Annotated in this window: 32 protein-coding genes and 1 riboswitch; of the genes, 12 read left to right on the top strand and 20 right to left on the bottom strand. The window is 41.9% G+C overall.

Annotated elements, in window-relative coordinates; genetic code table 11:
* Positions 1–35: 35 nt before the first annotated feature.
* The gene (locus MHB69_RS05710) at positions 36–2,348 is read left to right on the top strand and encodes an ATP-dependent helicase (protein WP_268480533.1); all 2,313 of its coding nucleotides are present in this window, start codon (positions 36–38) and stop codon (positions 2,346–2,348) included.
* A 16-nt stretch (positions 2,349–2,364) separates the two neighbouring features.
* Here MHB69_RS05710 and MHB69_RS05705 read toward each other — a convergent pair whose 3' ends face one another.
* From MHB69_RS05705 to MHB69_RS05685, 5 genes are all read right to left on the bottom strand, one after another.
* A complete protein-coding gene (locus MHB69_RS05705; protein ID WP_034282022.1) occupies positions 2,365–2,622 on the bottom strand; it encodes a stage VI sporulation protein F in 258 nt (85 codons plus the stop codon).
* Between the two features lie 138 nt (positions 2,623–2,760).
* Complete coding sequence (locus MHB69_RS05700) at positions 2,761–2,895, bottom strand: YjcZ family sporulation protein (protein ID WP_034282023.1); 135 nt, start codon at positions 2,893–2,895, stop codon at positions 2,761–2,763.
* Between the two features lie 84 nt (positions 2,896–2,979).
* Positions 2,980–3,201: a hypothetical protein gene (locus MHB69_RS05695; protein WP_034282024.1), complete on the bottom strand. Its 222-nt coding sequence runs from the start codon at positions 3,199–3,201 to the stop codon at positions 2,980–2,982.
* A gap of 87 nt (positions 3,202–3,288) precedes the next feature.
* Positions 3,289–3,417 (bottom strand): hypothetical protein, encoded by a 129-nt coding sequence (locus MHB69_RS05690; RefSeq protein ID WP_255290946.1) that lies wholly within the window; start codon positions 3,415–3,417, stop codon positions 3,289–3,291.
* Between the two features lie 71 nt (positions 3,418–3,488).
* Positions 3,489–3,839, bottom strand: coding sequence for a DUF1360 domain-containing protein (locus MHB69_RS05685; RefSeq protein ID WP_044334792.1), 351 nt, complete (start codon positions 3,837–3,839; stop codon positions 3,489–3,491).
* A gap of 167 nt (positions 3,840–4,006) precedes the next feature.
* Between MHB69_RS05685 and MHB69_RS05680 the strand changes: the two genes are divergently transcribed.
* The 5 genes from MHB69_RS05680 (at position 4,007) to MHB69_RS05660 (ending at position 6,659) form a co-directional block, all read left to right on the top strand.
* Entirely contained in the window at positions 4,007–4,402 is a 396-nt protein-coding gene (locus MHB69_RS05680; protein ID WP_223250954.1) for a spore coat protein, read from the top strand.
* A gap of 44 nt (positions 4,403–4,446) precedes the next feature.
* Positions 4,447–4,782, top strand: a complete 336-nt coding sequence (locus MHB69_RS05675; RefSeq protein ID WP_034282321.1) for a hypothetical protein — start codon at positions 4,447–4,449, stop codon at positions 4,780–4,782.
* Between the two features lie 88 nt (positions 4,783–4,870).
* Entirely contained in the window at positions 4,871–5,374 is a 504-nt protein-coding gene (locus MHB69_RS05670) for a spore coat protein (protein WP_034282028.1), read from the top strand.
* Positions 5,375–5,520: 146 nt separating this feature from the next.
* Positions 5,521–6,012 carry a CotY/CotZ family spore coat protein gene (locus MHB69_RS05665; RefSeq protein ID WP_003211658.1) on the top strand — a complete coding sequence of 164 codons (492 nt, stop codon included), beginning with the start codon at positions 5,521–5,523 and terminating at the stop codon, positions 6,010–6,012.
* A 203-nt stretch (positions 6,013–6,215) separates the two neighbouring features.
* On the top strand, positions 6,216–6,659 hold the full coding sequence (locus tag MHB69_RS05660) for a CotY/CotZ family spore coat protein (RefSeq protein ID WP_024426462.1): 444 nt from the start codon (positions 6,216–6,218) through the stop codon (positions 6,657–6,659).
* A 35-nt stretch (positions 6,660–6,694) separates the two neighbouring features.
* Here MHB69_RS05660 and MHB69_RS05655 read toward each other — a convergent pair whose 3' ends face one another.
* From MHB69_RS05655 to MHB69_RS05610, 10 genes are all read right to left on the bottom strand, one after another.
* Positions 6,695–7,381, bottom strand: a complete 687-nt coding sequence (locus MHB69_RS05655; protein WP_268480531.1) for a CotO family spore coat protein — start codon at positions 7,379–7,381, stop codon at positions 6,695–6,697.
* 114 nt (positions 7,382–7,495) lie between these two features.
* Positions 7,496–8,272, bottom strand: coding sequence for an enoyl-ACP reductase FabI (fabI, locus tag MHB69_RS05650; RefSeq protein ID WP_024425017.1), 777 nt, complete (start codon positions 8,270–8,272; stop codon positions 7,496–7,498).
* Between the two features lie 150 nt (positions 8,273–8,422).
* Positions 8,423–9,229, bottom strand: coding sequence for a bifunctional hydroxymethylpyrimidine kinase/phosphomethylpyrimidine kinase (thiD, locus tag MHB69_RS05645; RefSeq protein ID WP_101677371.1), 807 nt, complete (start codon positions 9,227–9,229; stop codon positions 8,423–8,425).
* Between the two features lie 16 nt (positions 9,230–9,245).
* Positions 9,246–10,259 (bottom strand): thiazole biosynthesis adenylyltransferase ThiF, encoded by a 1,014-nt coding sequence (locus MHB69_RS05640; protein WP_101677372.1) that lies wholly within the window; start codon positions 10,257–10,259, stop codon positions 9,246–9,248.
* A complete protein-coding gene (locus MHB69_RS05635; RefSeq protein WP_268480527.1) occupies positions 10,256–11,023 on the bottom strand; it encodes a thiazole synthase in 768 nt (255 codons plus the stop codon). The genes MHB69_RS05640 and MHB69_RS05635 overlap by 4 nt, the downstream gene beginning before the upstream one ends.
* A 4-nt stretch (positions 11,024–11,027) precedes the next feature.
* Complete coding sequence (gene thiS, locus MHB69_RS05630) at positions 11,028–11,231, bottom strand: sulfur carrier protein ThiS (RefSeq protein WP_024426466.1); 204 nt, start codon at positions 11,229–11,231, stop codon at positions 11,028–11,030.
* Positions 11,228–12,340, bottom strand: coding sequence for a glycine oxidase ThiO (gene thiO, locus MHB69_RS05625; RefSeq protein WP_041117143.1), 1,113 nt, complete (start codon positions 12,338–12,340; stop codon positions 11,228–11,230). Before thiO ends, thiS begins: the two co-directional genes overlap by 4 nt.
* On the bottom strand, positions 12,324–12,941 hold the full coding sequence (tenI, locus tag MHB69_RS05620; protein WP_046310578.1) for a thiazole tautomerase TenI: 618 nt from the start codon (positions 12,939–12,941) through the stop codon (positions 12,324–12,326). The genes thiO and tenI overlap by 17 nt, the downstream gene beginning before the upstream one ends.
* A complete protein-coding gene (gene tenA / locus MHB69_RS05615) occupies positions 12,916–13,626 on the bottom strand; it encodes a thiaminase II (RefSeq protein WP_046310576.1) in 711 nt (236 codons plus the stop codon). Before tenA ends, tenI begins: the two co-directional genes overlap by 26 nt.
* A gap of 78 nt (positions 13,627–13,704) precedes the next feature.
* A riboswitch (TPP riboswitch) is annotated at positions 13,705–13,814 on the bottom strand.
* A 59-nt stretch (positions 13,815–13,873) separates the two neighbouring features.
* Positions 13,874–15,715 carry a monovalent cation:proton antiporter family protein gene (locus MHB69_RS05610; RefSeq protein ID WP_111927239.1) on the bottom strand — a complete coding sequence of 614 codons (1,842 nt, stop codon included), beginning with the start codon at positions 15,713–15,715 and terminating at the stop codon, positions 13,874–13,876.
* A 162-nt stretch (positions 15,716–15,877) separates the two neighbouring features.
* Here MHB69_RS05610 and prpE point away from each other — a divergent pair, with 162 nt between their 5' ends.
* Positions 15,878–16,621, top strand: coding sequence for a bis(5'-nucleosyl)-tetraphosphatase PrpE (gene prpE, locus MHB69_RS05605; protein ID WP_034282041.1), 744 nt, complete (start codon positions 15,878–15,880; stop codon positions 16,619–16,621).
* A gap of 41 nt (positions 16,622–16,662) precedes the next feature.
* Here the strand turns inward: prpE and MHB69_RS05600 are convergent, their stop codons facing one another.
* The 4 genes from MHB69_RS05600 to MHB69_RS05585 form a co-directional block, all read right to left on the bottom strand.
* Positions 16,663–17,556: an RluA family pseudouridine synthase gene (locus tag MHB69_RS05600; protein ID WP_186365585.1), complete on the bottom strand. Its 894-nt coding sequence runs from the start codon at positions 17,554–17,556 to the stop codon at positions 16,663–16,665.
* Positions 17,557–17,573: 17 nt separating this feature from the next.
* Positions 17,574–18,374: an NAD kinase gene (locus MHB69_RS05595; RefSeq protein ID WP_003211364.1), complete on the bottom strand. Its 801-nt coding sequence runs from the start codon at positions 18,372–18,374 to the stop codon at positions 17,574–17,576.
* A gap of 63 nt (positions 18,375–18,437) precedes the next feature.
* Positions 18,438–19,067 carry a GTP pyrophosphokinase family protein gene (locus MHB69_RS05590; RefSeq protein WP_024425028.1) on the bottom strand — a complete coding sequence of 210 codons (630 nt, stop codon included), beginning with the start codon at positions 19,065–19,067 and terminating at the stop codon, positions 18,438–18,440.
* 33 nt (positions 19,068–19,100) lie between these two features.
* Complete coding sequence (locus tag MHB69_RS05585; RefSeq protein ID WP_034282045.1) at positions 19,101–19,466, bottom strand: hypothetical protein; 366 nt, start codon at positions 19,464–19,466, stop codon at positions 19,101–19,103.
* A gap of 234 nt (positions 19,467–19,700) precedes the next feature.
* Between MHB69_RS05585 and MHB69_RS05580 the strand changes: the two genes are divergently transcribed.
* The 5 genes from MHB69_RS05580 to MHB69_RS05560 all read left to right on the top strand — a co-directional run bounded on the left by MHB69_RS05580 (position 19,701) and on the right by MHB69_RS05560 (position 23,119).
* On the top strand, positions 19,701–20,279 hold the full coding sequence (locus MHB69_RS05580; RefSeq protein WP_034282049.1) for a CYTH domain-containing protein: 579 nt from the start codon (positions 19,701–19,703) through the stop codon (positions 20,277–20,279).
* Positions 20,280–20,300: 21 nt separating this feature from the next.
* On the top strand, positions 20,301–21,068 hold the full coding sequence (locus tag MHB69_RS05575) for a lytic transglycosylase domain-containing protein (protein ID WP_081124258.1): 768 nt from the start codon (positions 20,301–20,303) through the stop codon (positions 21,066–21,068).
* A gap of 275 nt (positions 21,069–21,343) precedes the next feature.
* Entirely contained in the window at positions 21,344–21,742 is a 399-nt protein-coding gene (locus MHB69_RS05570; protein ID WP_008355333.1) for a thiol management oxidoreductase, read from the top strand.
* Positions 21,739–22,650, top strand: coding sequence for a ClpXP adapter SpxH family protein (locus MHB69_RS05565; protein WP_024425033.1), 912 nt, complete (start codon positions 21,739–21,741; stop codon positions 22,648–22,650). The genes MHB69_RS05570 and MHB69_RS05565 overlap by 4 nt, the downstream gene beginning before the upstream one ends.
* Positions 22,651–22,945: 295 nt before the next feature.
* Positions 22,946–23,119 (top strand): hypothetical protein, encoded by a 174-nt coding sequence (locus MHB69_RS05560; RefSeq protein ID WP_024425034.1) that lies wholly within the window; start codon positions 22,946–22,948, stop codon positions 23,117–23,119.
* A 107-nt stretch (positions 23,120–23,226) separates the two neighbouring features.
* Here MHB69_RS05560 and pepF read toward each other — a convergent pair whose 3' ends face one another.
* Entirely contained in the window at positions 23,227–25,053 is a 1,827-nt protein-coding gene (pepF, locus tag MHB69_RS05555; protein ID WP_282707040.1) for an oligoendopeptidase F, read from the bottom strand.
* Between the last annotated feature and the right edge of the window lie 175 nt (positions 25,054–25,228).

The following is a 25,228-nucleotide window of genomic DNA, read 5'->3' as shown; positions in this document are numbered from 1 at the left end:
CATTTTAAGATTGATTGACTATTGGAGGACTAGCTTTGAAATGCGCACGACGACATGATCGAACGATCTCATTACATACGTATTCGAGAGAACACTATCAATTCCTCCATGACGAGGGAAAAAAAGGACAATTATTCTGCCCATATTGCGGACAACCGGTCTTTTTTAGATTAAATATACATGATGAACCTGCCTTTATTCATAAGCACATGTCTCAGCAAGAGATTTGTGAAAAAGCTGAAGAACAAGCAGATCACAATAAAACGGCAGAACAAGAGGAAAGGGATTCTTATAAAGAACTTGGCGGCTTCCGTTTTCCAACCGGGAAACAGATCATCTCGCAAACGAACGAATCATATGACTGGCAGGAACCTAGGTCAATTCAATTTAGCGACGCCTTACATTTAGAAGAGAATGAACAAGTTCATACGATCGACCTCTTTCCGCATATCACCTTCAGCACACCGCAGCTTCAAGCTGTCACACATCAAGATGGTCCGATGCTTGTGCTGGCTGGAGCCGGCAGCGGGAAAACAAGAGTCCTGACGGCTAGAGCGGCTTATCTCATGTCCCATCATCATATTCCTGCTCATCATATTTTACTCGTGACCTTCACGACCAAAGCGAGCAGTGAGATGAAAGAAAGGCTGCGCAAGCAATACCAGCTTCATCCTTCACAAGCCAGCCAAGTAGTGACAGGCACCTTCCACAGTCTTTTTTATAAAATGCTGCTTCACGATGACGCAAGCAAATGGAGCGGCCAGCATCTGATCAAGTTTGACTGGCAAAAGGAGCAATACATTCGAAAAGCCATAATGAATGAAGGGCTTGATGAAAAAGACTACCCTACTGATCAAGTACTGCAATCGATCGGCTATTGGAAAAATGCCTTTTTACCAGGTGAACTTCCTGATTTGAAGGATGAAAAGGAAAAACATATGTGGACGATCTATCAATCATATGAACAGCAAAAACGAGACAATCAGCAATTTGACTTTGATGATATGGCGATTGCCTGCTTACATATGCTGACAGAACAGCCCGAACTGCTAAAACGGTATCAAGAACGATTCCAGTATATTTTAGTGGATGAATTTCAGGATATTAATCCAGTACAATATCAATTGATTCAGCTTTTAGCCGGAGAATCAGAGCAGTTATTTTGTGTAGGTGATGATGATCAAGCCATTTACGCCTTTAGAGGGAGCAATCCTGCTTTCATTCTTGAATTCAAACAGGACTATCCTTCGGCTCAGATCGTCCATTTACATGCGAATTACCGGTCTCACCATACGATTGTCGCAAGTGCTGATGCGATTATTAAGAAAAATCAGCATCGCTATGAGAAGACGTTAAGAGCCGTGCGCGCGGAGAAAATTCCTCCGACGCTTTTTTATCCATATGATGAAGAAGAGGAAGCGACGATGATTGTCGCAGATATTCAGGAGAAAATTAAAAACGGTGCAAAGCCGAATGACTTCTGCGTGCTGTTTCGAACGAACACAGGCGGCCGTGCGATTTATGAACGGCTGCATCAATCGGCCATTCCGTATGAAACGGATGCCGGCGTCAAAGCCTTCTATAGCAGACGAATGGTTCGGGTTCTCCTCGCCTTTCTTTCTTTAAGTCAGGATGCAGATGATGTGGCCGCCATGAAACAGCTGCTGCCGGTTTTCTTTTTAAAGCAGCAAACCCTGAATACACTAAAGGAACTGACCATCACAGAAGATTGCTCAATGGTAGAAGCGCTCGGAAAACTGACAGATATACAGCCGTTTCAGCGGAAAAAGCTGCAATCAATTGTTCCTTTGTTCCGAACGTTACGGACGTTAAAGCCATCGGACGCAGTGACATTTATTGAACAAAAGATGGGACTCGGGGATTACTTAAAAAAACGGGTGAACGATACGAATGTACTTGAAAAAGGAGCGGATGATGTACGTGATGTGAAAACAGCCGCCAAACGCTTTGAAACGATTGAAGCCTTTCTCGCACATGCCGAACATATGAAGTCTGCCGAAAAGGAAAAAACAGATGAACCCGGTGTTCAGCTCATGACGATCCACCGCGCAAAGGGACTTGAGTTCCAGACAGTATACATCACTTGTGTGGTCGACGGGGCACTGCCCCATGATTTCTCACTGGATGAACTCAGAAACGGTGTTGAAGAAGCGCTGGAAGAAGAGCGCCGTTTATTATACGTGGCCATGACAAGAGCTGAACAATCTCTTTATCTGTCTATTCCATCATTTAGACGAGGAAAAACGGCTCATCGTTCTCGCTTTTTATATCCTCTTCTAAAGAAAAACCGTGAATTATTTACGCAAAAACAACAGGCCCCCCTTTAAACGGAGAGCCTGTTGTTTATTTTTTGTTGTTCATCATTTTAGAGATTGTATTGAAATCAAGCTTTTCTTTTCCACTTGTAATCGATTGAACGATTTTGTCTTCCATTTCTTTAGGTACACGTTTGTTCGCAAGCTGCGCTACTTTTTTAATGACACCTCGAACGGTATTCTCATCTTTAAAGTTGGCATTTTGCAAAGAACCTGCAAGTTTAAACACATCATTCATATTCACACCGGTTTTGTTTTCTACGCTTTTAAAGAATTTATTATCCATTCATTTGCCTCCTCTTTGTGGAGTAATCACCTTACTATATGAAAATAGGCGAGATATGTGCCTATCCTAAAGCCTTGTTTGATCAAAGAGAAAGGAAAGCAAAAGGCTTCCCCCTTGCTTCCCTCACCTTCTTACTTTTTAGTAGTTAAAGAAAGAAGCACCAACGATAATTAGAAGGATGAAAAGCACAACGACAAGAACAAATGTTGATCCATATCCGCCGCCGTAGCCACCTCCGTAGCCGCCGCAAGAACCGCCACCGTAACAACTCATATATAAGCACCTCCTCTTCTCCCTTACAAAGTATGAAAAATGAAAGAAATGGTTTGGACGATCACATAAAAAAGTGCGGAATTTTTATTTCTGCTGTTTAAATACGTAATCTGCCTCTCTATGACGCATCATGAATGCTTCTGTTTCTTTCGCAAAAGCCTCCATCTTCACGCCAAATTCTTTTAAGTGCTCCTCAAGATCATTCGCTTTATCCGTTAGATCCATTTCAGCCTTCTCGTGCGCTTGTTCTTTCCCATCATGGGGTTTAGTGAACAAGGAACCAATTAATTGTTCGAATGCATCCATTCTGGTCACCCCTTCCCTCTTACATATGCATCACTCAAAAAAAGGGCAACAAAAAAACCGGATAAATCCGGCTTTTGTTTTTCTCTTCTATTGAGGTTTCTTTTTGTTTCCACAGCCGCAGCCTGTTTTCTTGATTTTCTTCGTATATACAGATTGTTGATTTGACTGCGCTGGATAACCTTGAAGCGTATGTGACGGCGTTTCGTTTGGTTTCATCGCAACCCTTCCTTTCCTATTCCATGATAGTATATGCATTTGTTGAAAGCGTGTCTGATCAGAATGCCTGTTTATTTCACAAGCTTTGAGACGACCGCTTCAATGATGCCTGCTGCTGCGGCAATCGCTAATAGTAAATTAAGCCACATGCTGATGACAGGAAAAAATATGTATATCAGAAGTAAGGCAGCAGTGCACCATATGCCAGTACACCAATAACAGCTTAACAGTTCTCCAACCCAAGACCGCAGTCCTTCCCCTTTAATGATGATATATGTTTCGACCTCACCTTGTTCGTTTACCTCTTCCTGTTCTTCATGAAATAGACGGCGGAAAGGGGCCGTAATGGTATCAAACACAATCAGTCTCGTCAGTCTAAAGGATGCGAGGGCAAACACGACAAATGACAAAGCACCGCTCAGAAGCCTCCACCTCCTTCTTTCTTCTTTTTCCGTCCTTTCTTTATATATGCAAGAAAAAAGACCGTCATGATGAATCGAGCGGAAATAAAATTGGGTTGTACTTTTTCACACTTTCCGATTCCACCTTGCGTCCTTGCTGCATTAAATAATGTATAGATAAGAAAGGAGTGAAAGTATTGTCTATTGAAGAAAGTGCTGAAATATTATATACACAACTGTTAAACGAATTAATCAGCAATTATGATGATTTCATTGAGATCAAAGATTCCGAAAATGTCACAATTCATAAAACAGATGTAACAGCTGCACTCTCCCTTCAAGCGACCGTAACGACAATCATTACTCTTTTAATCCAAATTCTTGTACCAGACGATGAAGTGGCTGCCGACATCACAGATCAGCTTTTATCCACACAACAAGTGACAGTCCAAAAGAAAACTGTGATTCAAATCATCAACTGCCATAACATTACGATTACATTATCAGATGCATCCATTATGAACTCCGTCCAAATTCTCACTCAAACATTGAATGTACTCTTAGTTGAAGCCGGCATTCTTTGACCCTTTCTTTTTCTAACATGACGTATGAAAGAGGTGAAATCATCGTGGCTGAAGAGAACGAAAAAAAGGAGTTTCAAATCAATACTGATATTGATCCATTAACAAGTCTTCTTGTCAGTGATGTGTTAAACAAAAACAATATTACTGATGATCAGAAAGCAAATATCTCAGATGATCAAAGAAGAATGATTTTGAAATTAGTGGAGGACTTGCAAAAGAAAGCAAATGATTTCGTAGAACAGCAGCAGGAGAAAAAAAGGCAGGCTGAGGCAGCAAAACAGCCGGAACAAGTAGAGCCTGAACCAAAAGTACGTCCAAAACGAAATTCACTTCGAAATCGTATTCAGCAACGCCGTGATGCGCAGCGTAATAACGATTAAATAAAAATGGGTTGCCTGCTAGGGTAAATGCCCGAGACAAAACCACGCATTCCAGCATTTAATAAAGTAAACGGAAGGAGGAATAGAAATGGATTCTAAACCATATTCTTGGGTCGCTCTAGATCGTAACTGTACACACCACGGACATCACGGACACCACAGACACCACGACGATTGCAACTATGAAAGAAAAGCACTTTGTGACGACTATTATGATGATGAAGATGTCCTACAAGACTTGGATCAAGTAAGTTTCACAAAGCAGACATCTGAAGAAGTCATTATCGTCAGAGACTCTTGTGACATTAACGTCTCTTCTGTTGATGCACAGGTTGCAGCATCTATCCAAGTAGCGATTCAAACAGCGATCATCACTATTACAAATATCTCAATCGCTGACGGTGATTTGGCAGACCGCGTTACGCAGGATCTTTTACAAGCCGCTACTCACAAACAAACAAACCGCCAAAAACTTGTCATCGAAAATTCAAGAAACGTTACAGTATCTACAATCGATGCGGACATCTCTATCGCAATCCAAACACTTACTCAAACACTTGTTGCGACAATCGTTGCAATCGGTATCCTCTAATGTACAAAAGCAGAGCGAAAAGCTCTGCTTTTCCTTTTATCAAAATACATCAAATATAAATGGTCATTTACCCACACCAACTAGAGGGCGCATACATATGTTGTTAAGGACTAAAGTCAAATACCTTGTTAAAGGAGCTGAAATCCATGAGCTGCGGAAAACACCATGGCCGACATGATGAAAACTGTGTATGCGATGCGGTTGATAAGATTTTAGCAGAGCAGGAAGCTGTAGAAGATAAATGTCCTACGAGCTGCTACAGTAATTTATTAAGCCCAACAGTTTCTGGAAAAGATACGATTCCGTTTTTACTTTTTGATAAAAAGGGCGGGTTGTTCTCTACTTTCGGAAACATCGGAGGATTCGTTGACGATTGCCAATGCTTCGAATCTATTTTCTTCCGGGTTGAAAAATTACACGACTGCTGTGCTACGTTATCTGTATTAAGACCTGTTGATGTACACGGACATACGCTAAGCGTGTGTCACCCTTGTGACCCTGACTTCTTTGGTCTAGAAAAAACGGACTTTTGTATTGAGGTTGATCTAAACTGCTTCTGCGCAATCCAATGCTTAAACCCAGAGCTTGTCGACAGAGTCATGCCATCAAAAGATAAAAAGCATCATCACCACGGCTAAATCAACAGGCCGCTCATCTAACTTGTCATGAGTCAAAGCATCCCCTTCCTCACGAATGACAGCCAATCATGCGGAGCAGTCAGCATAAGAAGCGGCTGCTTCCGCATTGGTTAAAAGTAGATGCACGAGCCGGCAAAGATAGCTTGAAGATGATGACAGTGCTCAAACACTCAAACAAATTTCCTAGTATAGGAGGGTTGAATATGAGCCGCAATCATTCATGGAGCTGTGTAACAGAGGCTGTTGAAAACATTAGCGACTTGCAAAATGCTGTCAAAGAAGATTGCCCGACCAGCTGTTACAGCAATCTCCTTTCTCCATCACATTCATTAGGTGACACTGTCCCGTTTGTTCTCTTTACATCCAAATCAAAACCATTCGTCGCATTCGGAAACGTCGGAGAAGTAGATGCAGGCCCTTGCTTCAGTACTGCATTTTTCAGAGTCGAACATATCTGTGATCACTGTGCAACACTCAGCTTGCTTATCGCATTTGACAAAGACCGTCATATTTTAGATTTTACAGATAAAGATTCCCTATGTGATGTGTTCCGATTAGAAAAATCGAAGTATTGTGTTGAAGTAGACCTTGACTGCTTCTGCGCAATCGAGTGCCTAAACCCAAGACTCATCAATCGTAACTGCTAACAAAAAAAGTCCCTAAATGGGACTTTTTTTATTAGTTAAAAACCTAGCGGGTGGATGGAAGAAATCTCAGCAATCGCTAATTCGACTGGATTTCCCCCGCCTGCTGTACGAATGATCACAGTATCATCTTTTCGATCCATGATGATCCCTCGATATGTTTTACCATCAGCTTCAATCAGACAAAGAGCCCTTGGCATATTATGAGGCAGTCTTGTGAGAAAATCGACTTTTTCATCAATACTCATCTGACTTAAAGGCTTTTTCACTCGTTTTCTTCTTGGTTCTTCTTTTGTTTCATGAAAGACACCTTCTGGCTGGTTTCCCTCTTCTTCTTGAGGCTCTCGCTTTTGTATGAGCTCTGGTTCTTGTGTGATTTCTTGTTCCTGCGCAGGCTCGGCTTCTTGTGTAGCCTCTTGTTCCTGTGCAGGCCCTGCTTCTTGTGGAATCTCTTGTTCTTCTGTAAACTCAGCTTCTTGTGTTATATCTCGTTCATGTTGAAGTTTAGGCGGCTCGGCTTCTTTTTTATGCTCTATTTCTTGAGCTGCAGGTTCCTCCTGCTTGCTTTCTTTGATCACATCTTTTGCATTGGACTCACTTTCTGGCTGTTTTTCTGATTTCTTTCGCTTTCTCACAATATTTTGCATGGCCGGCTTTGATTCTTGATAGCTCGGCTGAACAATATACATCAGCGGCTTTTGATTCTCATCACCTTTATTTGACATACTAATCCCTCCCGAATGATTCATTCCTTATATATATGAACGGAGGCCTCAAATCAGAAGAAAAATAAAAAAACAGCATACCCTTCATCGGTATGCTGCAAGTCTTGTATTCGTTTAGCGGGCAATGATATGGAAGCCAGAATCAACATGCAGATTCTCACCTGTCATGCCGCGAGATAGATCACTGAATAAGAATAGAGCTGTATCGCCAACTTCTTCAGGAGTTGTTGTACGGCGGAGCGGCGCACGCTCTTCAATATCCTTCAGAATGGTATTAAAGCCGCTGATGCCCTTTGCAGATAACGTACGAATTGGACCAGCAGAAATACTGTTCACGCGGATACCTTCTGCGCCTAAATCAGCTGCTAAATATTTCACACTTGCTTCAAGTGATGCTTTCGCTACACCCATTACGTTGTAGTTTGATACAACACGCTCTCCGCCTAGGTATGTAAGCGTCACAATGCTTCCACCCTCTGTCATTAATGGACGTGCTGCTTTTGCTACAGCAGTTAATGAGTATGCACTAATGTTGTGCGCCAAAAGGAAACCTTCACGGTTCGTGTTCAAGTATTCGCCAACAAGCTCTTCCTTGTTTGCAAATGCAATGGCATGCGCAACGCCATGAATGACTTGTACTTTTTCTTTAATTGCAGCGAAACATTTTTCGATTTCTTCGTCACTTGTCACGTCACATGGAAGAATAATTGAATCATCACGCTCAAGTGTGCTTGCAAGCTCTTTTACCGATTCAGCAAGACGATCTCCAACATAAGTAAAAATCAAACGAGCTCCAGCTTCATGAAGTGAGCGGGCAATTCCCCAAGCGATGCTTCGTTTATTGGCAACACCCATCACCACGATATTACGGCCTTCTAAAGAAAAGTTCATATGTAATAAAGCCTCCTATTTTTTCAAGACATAGTATTAGTACCTGATCATAATATTATCACAGATCATAAGAGAATGACAATTTTCGCTGAAAGAAAGTTTCATTTTCGCGAAAAAACCGCCCTCACAAGTGAAGACGGTTCGATTCCGTTATCGTTTGATTCTGTTTTGCTGATAAGCAAAGTGGTTCGTAGGTCCATGTCCAGATCCAATACGTAAAGGGAATTTAATGGCTTCATGGACAAAGGTTTCTGCTGTTTCAAAGGCTTCCTTCATCGAAAATCCTTTCGCAATTTCAGCTGTTAATGCTGCTGCAAACGTGCAGCCTGTACCATGTGTATGCGGTGTATCAATATGTTCATTTGTGACTTCAATAAAGCCTTTTCCATCATACAGCAGGTCTGAAATCATCCCATCAGATGGACCATGGCCGCCTTTGATCACGACATGTTTCGTGCCAAGCTCATAAAGACGCTCCGCTGCCACATAGCGGTCCTCTTTCGTCTGAATACGTATGCCTGTTAGTACTTCTGCCTCAGGAAGATTCGGTGTTACAGCATAGCTGACAGGCAGCAAGTGTGTTTTCATCGCAGAGACCGCATCTTCATTTAATAAAGAGGCCCCTCCTTTTGCGATCATGACTGGATCTACAATCAGCTTCATTTCATATTGAACCGTTTTTTCAGCTACGATTTTAATCATGTCTGCACTCCACAGCATCCCTGTTTTGACGGCATCTGGCGGTAAGTCTTCTGCCACTGCATCTATTTGACGCTCTAACGCCTCAATTGAAAGCGGGTATATCCCGTGAACACCTAGTGTGTTTTGCGCAGTAATTGCTGTGATCGCAGACATTCCGTACACACCGAGCTCCTGAAAAGTTTTCAAATCTGCCTGAATACCTGCTCCGCCGCCAGAATCAGAACCCGCGATTGTGAATGCTTTTTTGATCGTCATTTCTTCACACCTCTCATTAGCCAATCCATTGATGATAAATGGTTCTTGCTTTGGCAATATCATTCGTACCATGAACAAGCGCTCTGCCATCTTTAAATAAGACAAGCTTAAACTCATCCTTTTGACACGAAAGCAAATATGGATTCTCAAGCACATCCATTCCTGCCCTCTTTAACCGAAGAGCTACTTCATGTAAAGGCGGCGGTGTTTCTGCTGCACTGCGGATTTGTACCGTATTGCGGCCGCATAGTACATCCGCCTTCGCTCTCTTGTCATATGAAAGAAATGGATAGGTCTTCAGTCCACAGCTTGGACATTGCTTCTTCTTTAAAGACGCGGTCGATCGAATATCAGACCGTTCATTTTTCCATAAATCGAAGGATTTTAAAATTGGCGTCACTTGATGTCCTGTTAAATATTTAAGTGCATCTGCCACTTGATATGCGGCCACCTGCTGCACAACTGGACTGATGATACCTGCTGTATCACATGTCATGCCTTGTGCGGGTAAATGTTCAAGCAGACAGTGTAAACACGGCGTCTCACCAGGAATCACAGTGAATTGAATGCCGTAACTTGCTACACAGGCCCCATAAAGAAACGGAATTTGATGTTTGACAGCGGCATCATTTGCGATCATTCTCACCTCAAAATTATCCGCTGCATCGACAATGATTGAAGCCCCGCTGACAAGTTCGTCAATATTGTGAGCAGTCACATCGATTACGATTCCTTTGATGTGCACATCACTGTTTACTTGCTTGAGTCTTTTTTCAGCCGCCACAGCTTTTGGCAGTCGATCCTTCACGTCTTGCTCCGTGTAAAGCTGCTGGCGCTGAAGGTTGCTCCATTCAATATAATCTCGGTCCAAAATGGTAACAGATCCAACGCCGGCACGAACGAGCATTTCAGCACTTGCGGTTCCAAGTGCCCCCGCTCCAATAATGACCGCCTTTGAGTCATTTAGCCTCTTTTGACCCTCTGTTCCGATTGGCTGAAAAAGCTCCTGGCGTGAATAACGAGTGCTCAAAATGACGGCATTCCTTCCTGTGGACTGCTCGCTGTCCCATAGTTTTTTAGCGGAATACGTCCTGCCTCATAGCCTAGTCTTCCTGATTCAATCGCGAGTTTCATTGCTTTTGCCATTTTCACAGGATTCTTTGCACCAGAGACAGCGGTATTTAGTAATACAGCGTCAGCTCCAAGCTCCATCGCATAAGCTGCATCCTTCGGAGAACCTACGCCAGCATCAATAATGACCGGCACCTTCGCCTGCTCGATTATAAATGAGAGGTTCAGAGGGTTTAACAGACCTTGGCCTGAACCAATCGGTGAAGCACCAGGCATGATGGCATGGACACCGAGTTCTTCTAATTTTCTTGCCAGCACCACATCATCAGATGTATATGGCAGCACGATAAATCCTTCTTCGAGCAGCATTTCAGATGCTTTTAATGTTTCAACTGGATCTGGCAGAAGAGACCTTGAACAGCCAATGACTTCTACCTTGATCATGTCACAAAGCCCAGAAGCCTTTGCTAAACGGGCAATACGCACTGCCTCTTCTGCTGTACTTGCACCAGCTGTATTGGGAAGCAGCGTATATCTTGATAAATCAAGCTGCTCCAAAAAATTAGGCTGAGATGCTTCGAATATGTTCATTCTTCTGACGGCAAAGGTTAAAATTTCGGCTTCCGATACGTTCACCGCTTCTTTTTGAACCTCAAATGATGGGTACTTTCCTGTTCCTAGTAATAGTCTTGATGTGAATGTTTTTCCGCCAATGTGCAGCATTGGATCATCCTCCTCCTACGAAATGAACGATTTCAATCGTGTCATTTGGTTGAATTTCTACTTGTTGAAACGCTTCTTTATCAATGATTTCATGGTTCTTTTCAACGATCACCACACGGTTTTCAAGCTGATAGGCTGATAGCAGATCATAGATCGTTCCATTCTCTTGATCGAAATCAACGATTCTGCCATTCAATTGAATCTTCATACGAATAGTGCCTCCTTTCGTCCAATACGAAACGCATGAAGCCATTCCTCTTTGACCGGTTCGTCTAATATCAGGTCACGAATGATTTCTCCAGTAATCGGCGCTAGTAAAATACCGTTCCTGTAATGCCCTGCAGCAAAAAGAATACGCTTGTCTTCTGGATGTCTTCCGATATAAGGATGCCGATCGTTTGTCGCCGGACGAAGGCCTGCCCAGCACTCTTCAATCGGCATCTCCTTAATAGAAGGCATAAGCTGAGACGCCTTTTGAATCACAGCTTCCATGCCGCCAAGCGTTGGAACAGCCTGCCACTCGTTTGGCTTCATTGTTGCGCCGATAACAAGCTTTCCGCTATCTCGCTGAACGATATAACAATGATCATGATAAATGGTGTGTGCGAGCGCCGGACCATTATTCCATACAGACACACATTCCCCTTTTACTGGATAAAGAGAATGAGATAATCCGAGTTCTTCAAAAAAACGGCCAGACCATACACCACTTGCGACTGTCAGGTCATCACATGTGAATGTGCCCTTCGTTGTTCTGACAGTTAACGCTTCTTTGTCCCGCTTCACTTCGATCACAGGTGTACACTCTTTCACATCTGCCCCGTACCGGACAGCCGCCTGCCATAAAGCCCTGCATACAGCGTAAGGTTCCACATGCACATCCTCTTCAATCAAACCTGCTCCCAGCATGTGATCTGTAACTTGAGGCATGCATTTTTTTACGCTGCTTGCGTCAAGCCATTTAAATGTAGACAAATGCTGCATCCGGCAAAGGGCCTGCTTCTCTTCTTCTGTAAAGGCGACCTTCATGATACCGCCCGCTGAAGTTCGAATATCAATGCCTGATTCATGAAGAAGATCGACTTTTAATTTTTCGTACAATGCCTGGCTTGCTCTGCCTGCCTGAAAGAAAACATCCTCATGACCCTCTCCTTCAGCATGTGCACCGAGCATCCCGGCAGCCGCACTTGTCGTTTGCTTCCCTATCTCATTCGCTTCAAATAAGACCACCTGTTTTCCTGCTTTTGCAAGGTGATAGGCGATGGAGACCCCTATGATTCCACCACCAATGATTGCAACGTCATAATGCTTTTTCATAAGGATTCTCCTTTACCTTTTCAGAAAATGCTTGTGCCATCATACGCGGCTGATGATGAGCAAAAATCCCAGACATGACAGCAATTCCTTTCACATTTGCCTGTTTCAATTCTGGAACTCGTTCTGGGGTCACCCCGCCGATGGCCACCACTGGAATCGTTAGTGCAGAAGTCAGTTTCTTCACAAGCTGTACACCTCTTGCCTGAAGTCCTGGTTTACAAGAGGTGGCATATACGTGCCCAAACATGACATACTCTGCTCCATTTTTCTCTGCTGCTTTCGCTTCTTCTATCGAATGGACAGATACTCCCGCATGAAGGTGAGGAAATTTTTTTCGCAGTTCTTTTGGCGAAAAGCTGTGGCCCGGCAGATGCACCCTGTGAATATTGGTAAGCAGCGCAACGTCTACTCGGTCATTGATGACGAGCTTTTCTTTCGGCACACCTTCTAAAAGGAGATTCTTCACGAGATCAACAAGCTCACTTGCTGTTTTAGACCTTTCCCGAATATGAATAAAATCCACTTCAGACGCTATGGCTTTTATTTGTTTGATCAGTTCATCCGCAGGAAACGAATCATTTGTCACTGCGTGGAGTTCCATTTGCACCAACCCCATCTAAGCATGCTGTTTGCCACATTTCTTTTTGATACGCCATCTCCCAGAAGTGATATTCGTAATAGCTTGAAATCACGAAATTTTCTTTCATATTGGCCCGTACATGGTCTGGTGCTTTTTCTGCTAGTTCATCAAAGCGGTTCACTTGTTCGAAGACGAGTTCCTTAAACCAATCGCCTCCGTATGTCAAAATCCATTCTTGGTAAATTGGATGGTCAGGTGTTGTTTGTTTCAGCTTTTCACCTACCTCATAATAGAGCCAGTAACATGGTAATAACGCGGCTAAAATCTCTTCAAACCGACCGCTTTTTACAGATCGGTACATATGAGAGGTATACGCATAAGCAGTGGGAGAAGGCTTAAAGTTCTCAATAGCTTCATCAGAAATCTGCAGAAGCTCTGTAAATTTCCTATGCAGCGACAGCTCTGCTTCATACGTGCCCTGGGCATGATACGCCATTCTGCCCGTCGTATGTAAGTCCTCACTAATCGCCGCTCCATATGCCTGCACCTTTGCAAAATGAGTTAAATAATAAGAATCCTGCATCACGTAATAGGTGAAACGATCGAGTGAAAGTGTGCCATCTCCAATCCCTTTGACAAAAGGATGTGTAAAGCTTCCATTCCACCATGCTGCTGCAGCCTCTTTACATTCTGTTGAAAACGTCATGTTCCTCTCCTCCTGTTTTTCCATATAAAAAAGCCACTTTCCGCGTGGAAAGTGGCTTGGAATTTGTAAAAAGCATAGTCAAAAACCGCACCACTTCCCTACGCAGGTATGAACCTGTTCAGGTAATGAGGGTCTAAAAGTGAACACTTTTATCTCAGCCCTTTTAAAGGACTCCCCTAGTGGATCAAATATATGATGTTGTACCTCTATCTTAATCAGGAATTGTTCATTGGTCAAGGGTTCATTGTCATTCTAATTGGGCTCTTAGTCCTGCCACATACTCCCGGGAGCCCGATACAAGCACACGGTCGCCGCTTCTAAGTGTCGTATCTCCATGTGGTACTAAGCTGTCTACCCCTCTAAAAATGCGGACAAATACCAAATCACCGGTGAAAGGAAATTCTCTCAGCATGACATTATGATAACGATGATTGTTCATTTGAATTTGATACAAAGAAGAATCCTCATTTGTTAGCAATCGAATCGCATCAGGTGCTTCAATCAAAGCTCTTAGCACCGTTTTAGATGACAGGAAAGTAGAAAACGTATCAATTCCCGCTTCCTTCAATGTCAGCTCCGCCTCAGCTTTGTTGACACTTGCAATGACTTGTTTCGCTCCTTCTTCTTTTGCAAATAAAGCAATTTCCTTATTTTTCGTCTCACTGCCTGTTGCGACGACTAGGACATCCTCTTGGCCGACGCCTGCCTTTCTCAGCGTCTCATCATCGTATTGTTCAATTGATTCGACTTCAAAGATAGAGTCTGCCAGCAGTGCTTCCTTATTTTCTTGAAAAACATGCAAAATCCGAATGTCATATTCATCCTGATGCAAATCAAGCGTGACAGGTAAGGTCAGCTGATTTGCTCCAATAAAGGTCACACGCTTCTTATGGGCTGCCGCTTGTTCTTTTTTAAACAGCGCTTTAAACCAAACAGGTGTTAAAATACTCGTTAATACAGCAACTAAAATCAGCGCTCCTGACATTTTATGATCAATGACCCCGAGCCGCTCACCAATCGTCGCAGCTGCAATGACGAGAGATAAAGTTGAAGTTAATAAAAAGCCGGAGCCAATGACCTTTTTCATGTCATACCATTTTTTCAAATAAAGAATCGGGATGAGCTTACTTATAAGCAGCGCAATAAACAGCAGCGGAATCATGATCATAATCGTCGGGTCCTTAAACAGTGCCCATATATTCAGATCTACTCCGACCATCACAAAAAAGATCGGGATTAAAAATCCATAGCCAAATGAGTCCAGCTGTTGAACGAGCTCTTTATTTGGCGAAAGAAGGGACACAAGCACGCCAGCTAAAAACGCCCCTAGAATATTTTCAGCCCCGAGTGATTCAGATAAGGCAACTAAGACTATAATGAGAGTAAAGATTGCCCTTGTCCCAATTTGCACGGTCCCTTTAGACATCGACTGAAAAATTGACTTTGTCTTAAATACGCGGCCAAATAAATAAAGAAGAATGCCTGCAGCAAATAATAAGAGCAGAAGCCACATGTTCCCTGTTCCATCTCCATAAATGGAGGAAAACACAGCAAGTAAAATCATCGTGACCAAATCAGCAATGACAGCTACAAGCAGAATGATTTGACCGATATTTGTCTGCATCAACTTTTCCTCTTTTAAAGTTGGAACCACTACGCCTAATGAGATGGTAGAGATAATGAGCGTCATTAAAAAGGCATTTTGGATAAACCCTGCGAGTACAAACGCATAGGACAGAATAAAAGAAATACAAAATACCCCAAGAAAAATAATGGTGGCAGCTTTAAATGTATTTGGTTCTTTTAAACCATTTGGAAGTTCTCGTGCTTTCTTCTTTGACTCAAAAGAAGAAAAATCTATTTCAAGACCACTTAAAAACATCAGAAAAATAAAACCGAGCATGGATAATGTATCTAACCACGCATCATGTTCGACAACCAGTTGAAGACCGCTTTTCCCAATGATGAGCCCCATGATGATTTCAGCTACAACGACCGGAATGGTCAGCTTAAATCGGTGCAATAAAATAGGGGTGAAAAAGGCGACAATGATAACGACAACGAGTGATGAAACAGATGTATGCTCCATTGGCTAAAGCCTCCTAACATTCATGTTTAATTTTTTAAGTCTTACGTTAAAGCATTGATTCTAACAATTGCCCAAATGAAATGAAAGCCATTCGTTATATTTTCTAAAATTCAAACTTCTTTATATCCGACGAATGGATGAAAAAAATCAGGAGGAAACCTTATGAAATTCGATATTATTGGCGATATCCACGGCTGCTACGAAGAGCTGCTTACCCTCATACACAAACTAGGATACGAACTCAAACATGGATTACCCGTCCATCCTGATAAGAGAACGCTGGCCCTTGTTGGTGATCTAACAGATCGTGGACCTCAGTCAGTAGACGTCATGCGATTTGTCATTCATGCCTATTCACACGGCGCAATCCGCTATGTACCTGGCAACCATTGCTTTAAGCTTTATCGTTACTTAAAAGGAAATCCCGTCAAATTGCTTCACGGCATCGAAACCACAGTGAACGAAATAAAAAAACTGCCAATTCACGAACAAAACAAATTGTCACATGAATTTAAGCAGTTATTCGAGAAGGCTCCGCTTTATGATGTACTCATTCCTGATGAGCTGATCATTGCACACGCAGCGATGAAGGAAAAGGATATTGGAAAAAAGCCGAATAAACAGATGCGGTCCTATCTATTATTTGGTGCCGTCACAGGAGAAACATGGCCAGATGGACGGCCTGTTCGGAAGGACTGGGCAAAGGAGTATCACGGAAAACCGTGGATTGTGTATGGCCATACACCAGTGAAAGAACCTCGGTTCGTTGGCAGAACCGTCAATATTGACACAGGCTGCGTATTTGGCAACCAGCTGTCTGCCCTCACATACCCTGAGCTTAAAACAGTCTCTGTTCCTTCATCTATGCCTTATGACGATTCAAGGTTTCAGCATTTCACATCATAAAAAAACCCGGCCCTGCGCTGCAGGTGACCGGGTTTCTCTATTTAAAAAAGCAATGATTTCATATCATCAGGAAGCGGGGCTGAAAATATCATTTGCTCACCTGTCATCGGATGAGGAAATACAAGGGTTTCACTATGCAGTGCCTGCCGGTCTATCCGCTCGGTCGTTCCGCCATACAGCGTATCTCCGATGAGCGGATGCCCAAGAAATTGCATATGAACACGAATTTGATGTGTTCTCCCAGTTTCAAGTGAGAGAGACACATCCGACATGTTCAACTCAGCGATTACCGCTCGCACGGAATAATGCGTCACTGCGTCCTGCCCAGTATCATCAACCATCCGCTCGATGATACTATCCCCTTTTCGGGCAATTTTTGCAGCGATCGTTCCATGTTTTTCTGTGATCATGCCATGTGTAAACGCTCTGTATGTTCGCTTAACCGCTCCACTTTTTTGCGCCTTTGATAAAAGGCTATGGGCAAAGCGATGCTTCGCCACAAGCATGACGCCAGATGTATCACGATCAAGGCGGTTCACCAAATGAACCGTATGCCGAACAGACTGCTCTGCATAATGATGCAGCAATCCATTCGCAATACTGTGCTCAGGGTGCTCCCGAGAAGGGATTGAAGGAATATACGGCCTTTTATTCAGCACAAGGACATGCTCGTCCTCAAATATAATATCAAGCGGAATCGGTGCAGGCTTTAGTCCTTCACTCACTTTTTCCTCGGGAAATAAAATGGTGAGCCTGTCCCCTTCATGCAGTTCGCACTTCACGGTAACATGCTCTCCATTAATGAGGAGGTCACCGCCAGCAAACTTAATATCTGTCAGCATTCTTTTCGAAATGCCAAGATCAATTAAATATTCCTTTAAAAGCAGCCCTTCTTCTTTGGCTGTTATGGTTTTGTTTAACGTAAAGTATTCCAGCGGGAACAACCTCTTTCTTATTCTCCTTTTCCGATAAAGGAATCTTGCACCCTTTTCCAAAACGGAAACGGTCTAAATCTGGCAAAACGGACATTCTCGTCTGCCACCCGGCATTGAATGGATTTGACGTCTTTATGAAGCAGTGTTAAATGATCAATGGTCACCTGAAAATCCACATCATTCCTCGGCTTAATCACACAAGTATGGTGGTCAGGCAAAATAAGCGGTGAACCGACCGTCCGAAACACTCGGTTGTTGATTGAAGCCATTTCTGCCAGCTGAATGGCTCTAATGGAAGGGTGAATAATGGCGCCACCCAGTGCCTTATTATAGGCCGTACTGCCAGATGGTGTAGACAGACAAAGACCGTCACCTCTAAATGTTTCAAACAGCTGACCTCTGATTTCAACATCTGCCACAAGTGTCCCTTCCATGCTTTTAATTGTACATTCATTCATTGCTAAATATTTCTCTTCTCTGCCGCCGTCGTTGTATCTGACAATGACTTCTAAGATCGGATATTCCACAATATGATAAGGCGTTTTCGCAATGGCTAAGACGAGTTTTTCAATTTCACTCGGCACCCAGTCAGCATAAAAGCCAAGATGACCTGTATGAACACCGACAAAAGCCGTTTCATTTAGACGGTCGCTATAACGGTGAAACGCATAAAGAAGGGTGCCGTCTCCACCAACCGTAATGACAAGATCCGGTTCCTCTTCATTTAGTTCCATACCAAAATCCAATAAGTAAGTCTGAATTTTACTTTTGAGCGTGTCAGATACAGAATTCCCTTTTGAAGAAACTGCAAATTTCATGAATTCTTCTCCTTTTTCACCTTGCTGCTATGAGAGGGCAGCATCATATTTGATCAAACTGGCTCAGCTGTCGTTTTTCTTTTTCCGGGAAAATGCCACTTGTGCTTCTTGAATTTCCCCTCTAATTTCGGACATTTCTTCATCGAGACGAGATGCTGCCTCAGATGCTCTTTGAAGGCGCAGCTTGACCTTCTCCGGGATGTTCCCGCTATATTTATAATTCAGAGAATGCTCAATGGTCGCCCAAAAGTTCATCGCAAGCGTACGAATTTGGATTTCGACGAGGAGCTGTTTCTCTCCGCTTACGGTTTGCAGCGGATATAACACAACAAGGTGGTAAGAGCGGTATCCGCTTTCTTTATGTTCTGCAATATAGTCGCGTTTATCTACAACCACAAAATCTTTACGTGACTGGAGCATTTTTTTCACGACTTGTATATCTTCTACAAACTGGCACATAATGCGAAGCCCAGCAATATCCTGCATCGTTTCAATCTCATGCATCGGGATGTTTTTACGCTTTGCCTTTTCTAATATGCTGGCAACGGGTTTCACTCGGCCTGTGACAAATTCTACTGGTGAATGGTCATCCTCGAATTCATACAGCTTTCGAATGCCTTTTAGTTTCACTTTTAGTTCTTCGACTGCTTGTTTATACGGTGCGAGGAATTGATCCCATTGTTTTTTGTCCATGAAACTTCCCCCAATTCCATATACCTAATTATTTCAGAGGAATGTGCTTTTCACTTTCTCTTCCATATCTCCGTAATTGGCATTGTCTTTAATATTGTCGATTAAATAATGTAATTCCTGTTGAAGCTGAATGAGTTCCAGTGAATGTTCATCTGATGCCAAATAGACAGGGATGTCACGATTCATTGCTTCTTTTAATGGAGCCCATGTATGTTCCCCTAAAATAAGATACGAAAAGGACTCCTCGGTTTCAAGTATGTAAACGAACGCAAAGTGATCAGAATCAACAAGCATTTGTCCTGATGCTTTTGCTTTTTGGATTTGCTCTTCTGACTGGATTGTCAAAATCAGCCTGTCTTCTTTTAAAGTTGCTTCTGTGATTTCAATTCTGTTTTGCATCATGATCTCCTTTACAACAAAGTACAGCTTTATTTTATCATATCAAGTTCAATATTGATAAACCGAACTTTTTGAGAAAATCCTGTTTTTCTCTTTTAAATGATCCTTTCTCAAGATTCTTCATTCATTTTGGTCCATACCTAAAGAAAATAGAGAGAAAAAAACAGTCTTTTACATGTTGAACACACTTCATGTACAATAATCATATTTCCTCTAATGAAAGGTTGATGTCAAATGGCACAGGAAATTGAAATCGAACTAAAGCAATTATTAATGAAAGAAGAATTTGAACAGCTGAAACAGCATTTTCAATTGAAGGATGCGGATTTCCATACGCAAACCAACTATTATTTTGATACACCTCAATTTGATATAAAATCTCAATTGGCTGCATTAAGAATGAGAGAAAAAAACGGTCAATGGGTGCTCACATTAAAGGAACCACATGAAATAGGCTTGCTCGAAACCCACCAAACGATTGCTCCCCCTTCTCAACTTGACGATTTTAAGCTGCCAGAAGGTGAAGTTGCAGACAGATTAGACCACCTGAACATTCAAAAGGATCAAATTGTGTACTTTGGTTCACTTGAAACGTCAAGAGCAGAAAAAATGATCCAAGAAGGCTTAATTGTTTTGGATCACAGCCGATATTTAACAGTAGAGGACTATGAACTTGAATTTGAAGTGAGCGACCTGGAAATCGGACAAGCCGCTTTCTCCGCATTGCTCCGCAAATTTCATATTCCAGTACGAAACACAAAAAACAAAGTCGTTCGTTTTTATGAAGAAAAAATGAAAACACAGAATAGATGAATTCCTTGAAGGAGGAACATGATGAACGTTAATCAACTTCAATCCTTTATGCAGCTTCAAGCGCTTAAAACGTTACAGACAGATCCAGCACAAACGCAAATGTCTGGGGGTCAAGAATCGAATGCCCAAGCTTCATTTCAGTCGCTGCTGCAAGATTTTTTAGGCGGATCAGAATTATCACGTCTCCCGCTTTCCATCTCAGCTTTTTTGGGCACGGATCCATCAACGGCTCCAAACACGCAATATGCGCGTACAAACCCATATTTATCTGCCACTTCCGGCAGTGATCAGCTTGAGGCCCAATCTTTATATGCAAATGACAATCAATTAAATACAGCGAATGGCATTGGAAATGTCTTAAACAACAGCTACACGCCGCCGCTTCAAAAGGCTGTCTCAAGTAGCTCATCATCAAAAGAGATTAATCAAATCGTGTCACAAATGGCTCAAAAGCATGGCGTTCCCGAAAAGCTGATTCACGCGGTCATCAAGCAGGAATCCGGCTACCGCTCAAATGCTGTCAGCCATGCAGGTGCGCTTGGACTCATGCAGCTCATGCCATCTACTGCTAAATCACTTGGCGTCAACAATGCCTTTGATGCGTCCCAAAACATTGAAGGCGGAACGAAGTATTTAAAACAAATGCTCAATAAATATAACGGAAATATCTCACTCGCCTTAGCTGCCTATAATGCAGGCTCAGGAAATGTAGATAAATACGGGGGCATTCCTCCATTTAAAGAAACACAAAATTATGTCAAGAAAATCACAGCTCAATATTTCGCTTAAACCGAAGAGAATAACCTCTTCGGTTTTTTGTATGTCGCTTTTCCCCCTTTTTTGACTGAATGTGTTATGATATGGTCAATTGATCACAGAATCCGATTCTCTCTTTATTTTGAGCAGACCAAAGCGGTTTGTTTGTGGAATTGAGATGAGGTTGTTAAAATAAGTACAAGAATAGAAACAATAAAATAGAACAAACTGAATATCACTTTTGAAATAAATGAAATGCGCAATAGGGTGAGTCATCCTATTAACTACGAGTAAAAGGAGTAGTCAACATGGTACAATCGTTTAACGCACCTTACGAAGCGGTTGGAGAGGAACTTCTATCGCAACTTGTTGATACTTTTTATGAAAATGTAAAGTGTCATCCTTTGCTTCATCCTATTTTCCCGGATGACTTAAAAGAAACAGCAAGAAAACAAAAACAGTTTTTAACGCAATATTTAGGCGGACCACCGCTTTATACAGAAGAGCATGGCCACCCAATGCTGCGAGCGAGACATCTCCCTTTTCCGATTACTGAGGAGCGGGCTGACGCATGGCTTGAATGCATGGAGGATGCAATGGATCAAGTAGGATTAACCGGCGATATTCGTGACTTTTTATTTGAACGGCTTTCTCTGACGGCTCGTCATATGGTCAACCAAACACCTGAAAAGGATGGACGATCTTGAGCTGCAATACGCACGATCAATATTTCTCACACTGTCACGGACATCCTCAAAAGCCGATTGAAATCTATGTATTCATTGATCCTCTAAGCCCAGACTGCTGGTTATTAGAGCCATCCATCAAAAAGTTGAAAATGAAATATGGCCGTTTTTTCACTTTACGAACGGTAACAAGTTCTAGTATTAATGCTTTGAATCGGAAAAGAAAGAAACATTTACTGACTGAAGCATGGGGGAAATTTGCCACTAAAACGCAGACCAAAAAAGAACAAATGCTGTCTGAACAAATTGTGACATCACCCTACCTCGCCTCACTCGCACTAAAAGCAGCGGAGCTTCAAGGCAGAAAATGCGGAATGAAATTTTTGCGTCTTATTCAAGAATCACTTTTTTGCCATCAGCAAGATGTCACAAGTGAGCAGGTACTGATAGAAAATGCAAAAAGTGCTGGTCTGGACATCGAGGAATTCCAGCGCGACATTCATTCTCAAAGTGCTGTGAAAGCACTGCAATGTGATATGAAAATTGCAGCTGAAATGGACGTATCTGAGCTTCCGACCTTCGCCTTTTTTAATACCGTAAATGGAGATGAAGGATTAAAAATTTCAGGTGCCTACTCTTATGATATATACGAGGAAATCCTTTTTGAAATGATTGGTGAAAAACCAACACCATCAGAACGGCCTCCAATTGAATGGTTTATTGCTTACTTTCAATTTGCTTCCGCAAAAGAGATAGCCGTTGTCTATGACCTGACGCTTGAAGAAGTTGAACGAGAAATGAAGAAGCTGGCTTTCGCTCAAAAGGTAGAACGTGTACAAGTGCAGCAAGAAATGTTTTGGCGCTATAAAGAGAATGACCACCATACAGATCTTGATGTCTATCGCTGTGAAAATGAACATGGGTGCTGACCCATGTTTTTCTTTACTCCAAAAAGGAACATTCGTTCCATTTATAAACACGAAGAAACCGCGCCGGGATAAGCGCGGTTTCACTATGTCTTAACGACAACAAAGGGGATGGGAGAAATTTTTCACGGTCAAACAAAGGGGTAATGTTTGTATGTGATTAATTTCACATCTGTAGTATATCAAATTTTGTCGACTTATGACAACAGATATACTATATGTTCATATTTTTGTCACAAAACATAAGAGGGTTGTCACTTTCATATAGTAAAAGTAACAAAAAAATGGGGGGATCTGCATGCGCAGCACAACTATTGGACTTGTTGCCATTGGCTTATGTTTCTTTTTAAATATATTAGGCTTAATGAAGATGCTTCCTCTTTATTTGACGTCTCCACTCTTATTTGCTTCGATTCTTTTTACGCTTTATCGAATGAATCACCGTAAGACCTTTAGAGGTTTTAAAGGTTGATGATTGACATGGAACGGCCTCGACATCTGAAGAGGTCTTTTTTTATGAGAAAAAAACTCCTGTCAAAAGATGAGATAGCACTCACACGTCTGACAGAAGTCTTTTCATTACTCACCTGTTTTGGAGATGAGCTCTTCCATTTCTTTTAGTTTTTCTTCGAACAATTGACATGCTGCTTCGATTGGTTCTTTAGAAGCCATATCAACCCCTGCTTTTTTCAGCACATTGATTGGATAATCAGAGCTTCCTGCTTTAAGGAAATCGGTGTAGCGCTCTACCGCTGGTTTTCCTTCTTGTAAGATTTGCTTGCTTAATGCCTGCGCCGCACTATAGCCTGTCGCGTATTGATACACATAATAGTTGTAATAAAAATGAGGGATTCTCGTCCACTCTAATCCAATTTCCTTATCAACCACCATGCCGTCACCAAAGTACTTCTTGTTCAGGTCGTAATAAAGGTTTGTCATAAATTCTGGCGTTAAAGCCTCTCCTTCTTGTGCTTTCACATGAATAAGATGCTCAAACTCAGCAAACATCGTTTGTCTGAAAACCGTTCCTCTAAATCCTTCTAACAAGTGGTTTAACACATACAAACGCTGCTTTTTATCGTCTAAATGATTGAGCAGGTATTCGCCTAGTAACGCTTCATTTGTAGTGGAAGCCACTTCAGCTACAAAGATACTATAGTTTCCATACGGATATGGCTGGTGCTTTCTTGTATAGTAGCTGTGTACAGAATGCCCAAATTCGTGAGCGAGTGTAAACAAATTATCAATATTATTTTGCCAGTTCATGAGGATATATGGATTTGTACCATAGCTCCCAGATGAATAAGCACCGCTTCGTTTCCCTTTATTCTCATAAACGTCTACCCAGCGATTGTCGAGTCCTTCTTTTAACACGGACACATATTCTTCTCCTAATGGCGCTAACCCTTTCAGCATATAATCCTTTGCTTCATCATAGGTGAGCTTCATGCCAGCATCTTTCACAAGTGGTGTATACAAGTCGTAATTGTGCACTTCATCAAGCTTTAATACCTTTTTACGTAATTCAATATAGCGGTGTAATAACGGTAAATATTGATGAACTGTATCAATTAGATTGTCATACACTTCTTCCGGGATGCTGTTTCGTGATAATGCTGCTTCTCTTGCGGATTTGTAATTTCGCACTTTTGCATAAAAATTATCCTTTTTAATCGAACCGCTCAGTGTAGAAGCAAGTGTATTCTTATACTGATCATACGTTTTATACACAGCTTTAAAGGCATTCTTTCTCACTTCACGATCATCACTATTTAAAAATGTGATGAAGTTGCCGTGGGTAATTTTCTTTTCCTCTCCATTCTCATCCTTTACAGAAGGGAACGAAATATCGGCGTTGTTAAACATACTAAAGGTAGTAGATGAAGATGAAAGTGGTTCAGATGCCTCAGCTAATAAAGCTTCTTGCTCCTCACTTAAAATATGTGGACGCTCTTTATTAATTTCTTCGAGAGCATGTGAATACAGTTTTAATTCTTCTTTTTCTAGTATGAATTGCTGCAATTTATCTTCTTGAATCGATAAAATCTCTGGAACAATATAAGCAGATGTACTAGAAAGCTGTGTAAATAGATTCGATGCCTTATCATTTAACGCCTGAAATGATGAGTTCGTTGTATCTTCATCATATTTCATGTGCGCATATGTATAAAGCTTGCCAAGCTTTTCAGAAAGTTGATCCTGAAAGGTGAGGGCTTCATACAGAACATCAGCAGAATGGGCCAGCTTGCCTTTAAACTGGGCCAGCTTCGGAATTTCTTTTTTGACCGCTTCGAATTCCTTGTTCCATGCATCGACGCTTTCAAAAATATCTTCAAGACGCCATTTGTTTTCTTCTTTTACTTCGCTTCTGTCTGGTAAATGATTGTTTTTGTTTTGTGAAGTCATATGAATCCCCCTTGCATGAGTTGTGTTGAACCAACCTTTCGGAAAGTGAAAGAAATTGGTGTTGTATTTATCTTCTTTGTTTTGAACTATATTTGTCAAATCATATGCAGAAATAAATACCAAACTGACTAAAAAAATGAGAAAAAAGCGTTTCTTTCGATTCAATAGCAGCACC

Origin of the sequence: Bacillus sp. FSL K6-0994 (assembly GCF_038630815.1) — a bacterium.
Lineage (GTDB): Bacteria > Bacillota > Bacilli > Bacillales > Bacillaceae > Bacillus > Bacillus safensis.
This window is presented reverse-complemented; position numbering and strand designations above follow the sequence as displayed.

Excerpts from the sequence above, each read along its gene's own strand:
- MHB69_RS05575 (WP_081124258.1), top strand. The coding sequence starts at position 20,301 with ATGAACGTTAATCAACTTCAATCCTTTATGCAGCTTCAAGCGCTTAAA.
- MHB69_RS05665 (WP_003211658.1), top strand. The coding sequence starts at position 5,521 with ATGAGCTGCGGAAAACACCATGGCCGACATGATGAAAACTGTGTATGC.
- MHB69_RS05705 (WP_034282022.1), bottom strand. The coding sequence starts at position 2,622 with ATGGATAATAAATTCTTTAAAAGCGTAGAAAACAAAACCGGTGTGAAT.
- MHB69_RS05670 (WP_034282028.1), top strand. The coding sequence starts at position 4,871 with ATGGATTCTAAACCATATTCTTGGGTCGCTCTAGATCGTAACTGTACA.
- MHB69_RS05585 (WP_034282045.1), bottom strand. The coding sequence starts at position 19,466 with ATGCAAAACAGAATTGAAATCACAGAAGCAACTTTAAAAGAAGACAGG.
- MHB69_RS05610 (WP_111927239.1), bottom strand. The coding sequence starts at position 15,715 with ATGGAGCATACATCTGTTTCATCACTCGTTGTCGTTATCATTGTCGCC.
- thiS (WP_024426466.1), bottom strand. The coding sequence starts at position 11,231 with ATGAAGATTCAATTGAATGGCAGAATCGTTGATTTCGATCAAGAGAAT.
- tenI (WP_046310578.1), bottom strand. The coding sequence starts at position 12,941 with ATGGAACTCCACGCAGTGACAAATGATTCGTTTCCTGCGGATGAACTG.
- fabI (WP_024425017.1), bottom strand. The coding sequence starts at position 8,272 with ATGAACTTTTCTTTAGAAGGCCGTAATATCGTGGTGATGGGTGTTGCC.
- MHB69_RS05595 (WP_003211364.1), bottom strand. The coding sequence starts at position 18,374 with ATGAAATTTGCAGTTTCTTCAAAAGGGAATTCTGTATCTGACACGCTC.
- MHB69_RS05570 (WP_008355333.1), top strand. The coding sequence starts at position 21,344 with ATGGTACAATCGTTTAACGCACCTTACGAAGCGGTTGGAGAGGAACTT.
- prpE (WP_034282041.1), top strand. The coding sequence starts at position 15,878 with ATGAAATTCGATATTATTGGCGATATCCACGGCTGCTACGAAGAGCTG.
- MHB69_RS05660 (WP_024426462.1), top strand. The coding sequence starts at position 6,216 with ATGAGCCGCAATCATTCATGGAGCTGTGTAACAGAGGCTGTTGAAAAC.
- MHB69_RS05560 (WP_024425034.1), top strand. The coding sequence starts at position 22,946 with ATGCGCAGCACAACTATTGGACTTGTTGCCATTGGCTTATGTTTCTTT.
- tenA (WP_046310576.1), bottom strand. The coding sequence starts at position 13,626 with ATGACGTTTTCAACAGAATGTAAAGAGGCTGCAGCAGCATGGTGGAAT.
- MHB69_RS05695 (WP_034282024.1), bottom strand. The coding sequence starts at position 3,201 with ATGGATGCATTCGAACAATTAATTGGTTCCTTGTTCACTAAACCCCAT.
- MHB69_RS05635 (WP_268480527.1), bottom strand. The coding sequence starts at position 11,023 with ATGCTGCACATTGGCGGAAAAACATTCACATCAAGACTATTACTAGGA.
- thiO (WP_041117143.1), bottom strand. The coding sequence starts at position 12,340 with ATGAAAAAGCATTATGACGTTGCAATCATTGGTGGTGGAATCATAGGG.
- MHB69_RS05690 (WP_255290946.1), bottom strand. The coding sequence starts at position 3,417 with ATGAAACCAAACGAAACGCCGTCACATACGCTTCAAGGTTATCCAGCG.
- thiD (WP_101677371.1), bottom strand. The coding sequence starts at position 9,229 with ATGACGATCAAAAAAGCATTCACAATCGCGGGTTCTGATTCTGGCGGC.
- MHB69_RS05700 (WP_034282023.1), bottom strand. The coding sequence starts at position 2,895 with ATGAGTTGTTACGGTGGCGGTTCTTGCGGCGGCTACGGAGGTGGCTAC.
- MHB69_RS05580 (WP_034282049.1), top strand. The coding sequence starts at position 19,701 with ATGGCACAGGAAATTGAAATCGAACTAAAGCAATTATTAATGAAAGAA.
- MHB69_RS05590 (WP_024425028.1), bottom strand. The coding sequence starts at position 19,067 with ATGGACAAAAAACAATGGGATCAATTCCTCGCACCGTATAAACAAGCA.
- pepF (WP_282707040.1), bottom strand. The coding sequence starts at position 25,053 with ATGACTTCACAAAACAAAAACAATCATTTACCAGACAGAAGCGAAGTA.
- MHB69_RS05655 (WP_268480531.1), bottom strand. The coding sequence starts at position 7,381 with ATGTCAAATAAAGGTGATGAGAATCAAAAGCCGCTGATGTATATTGTT.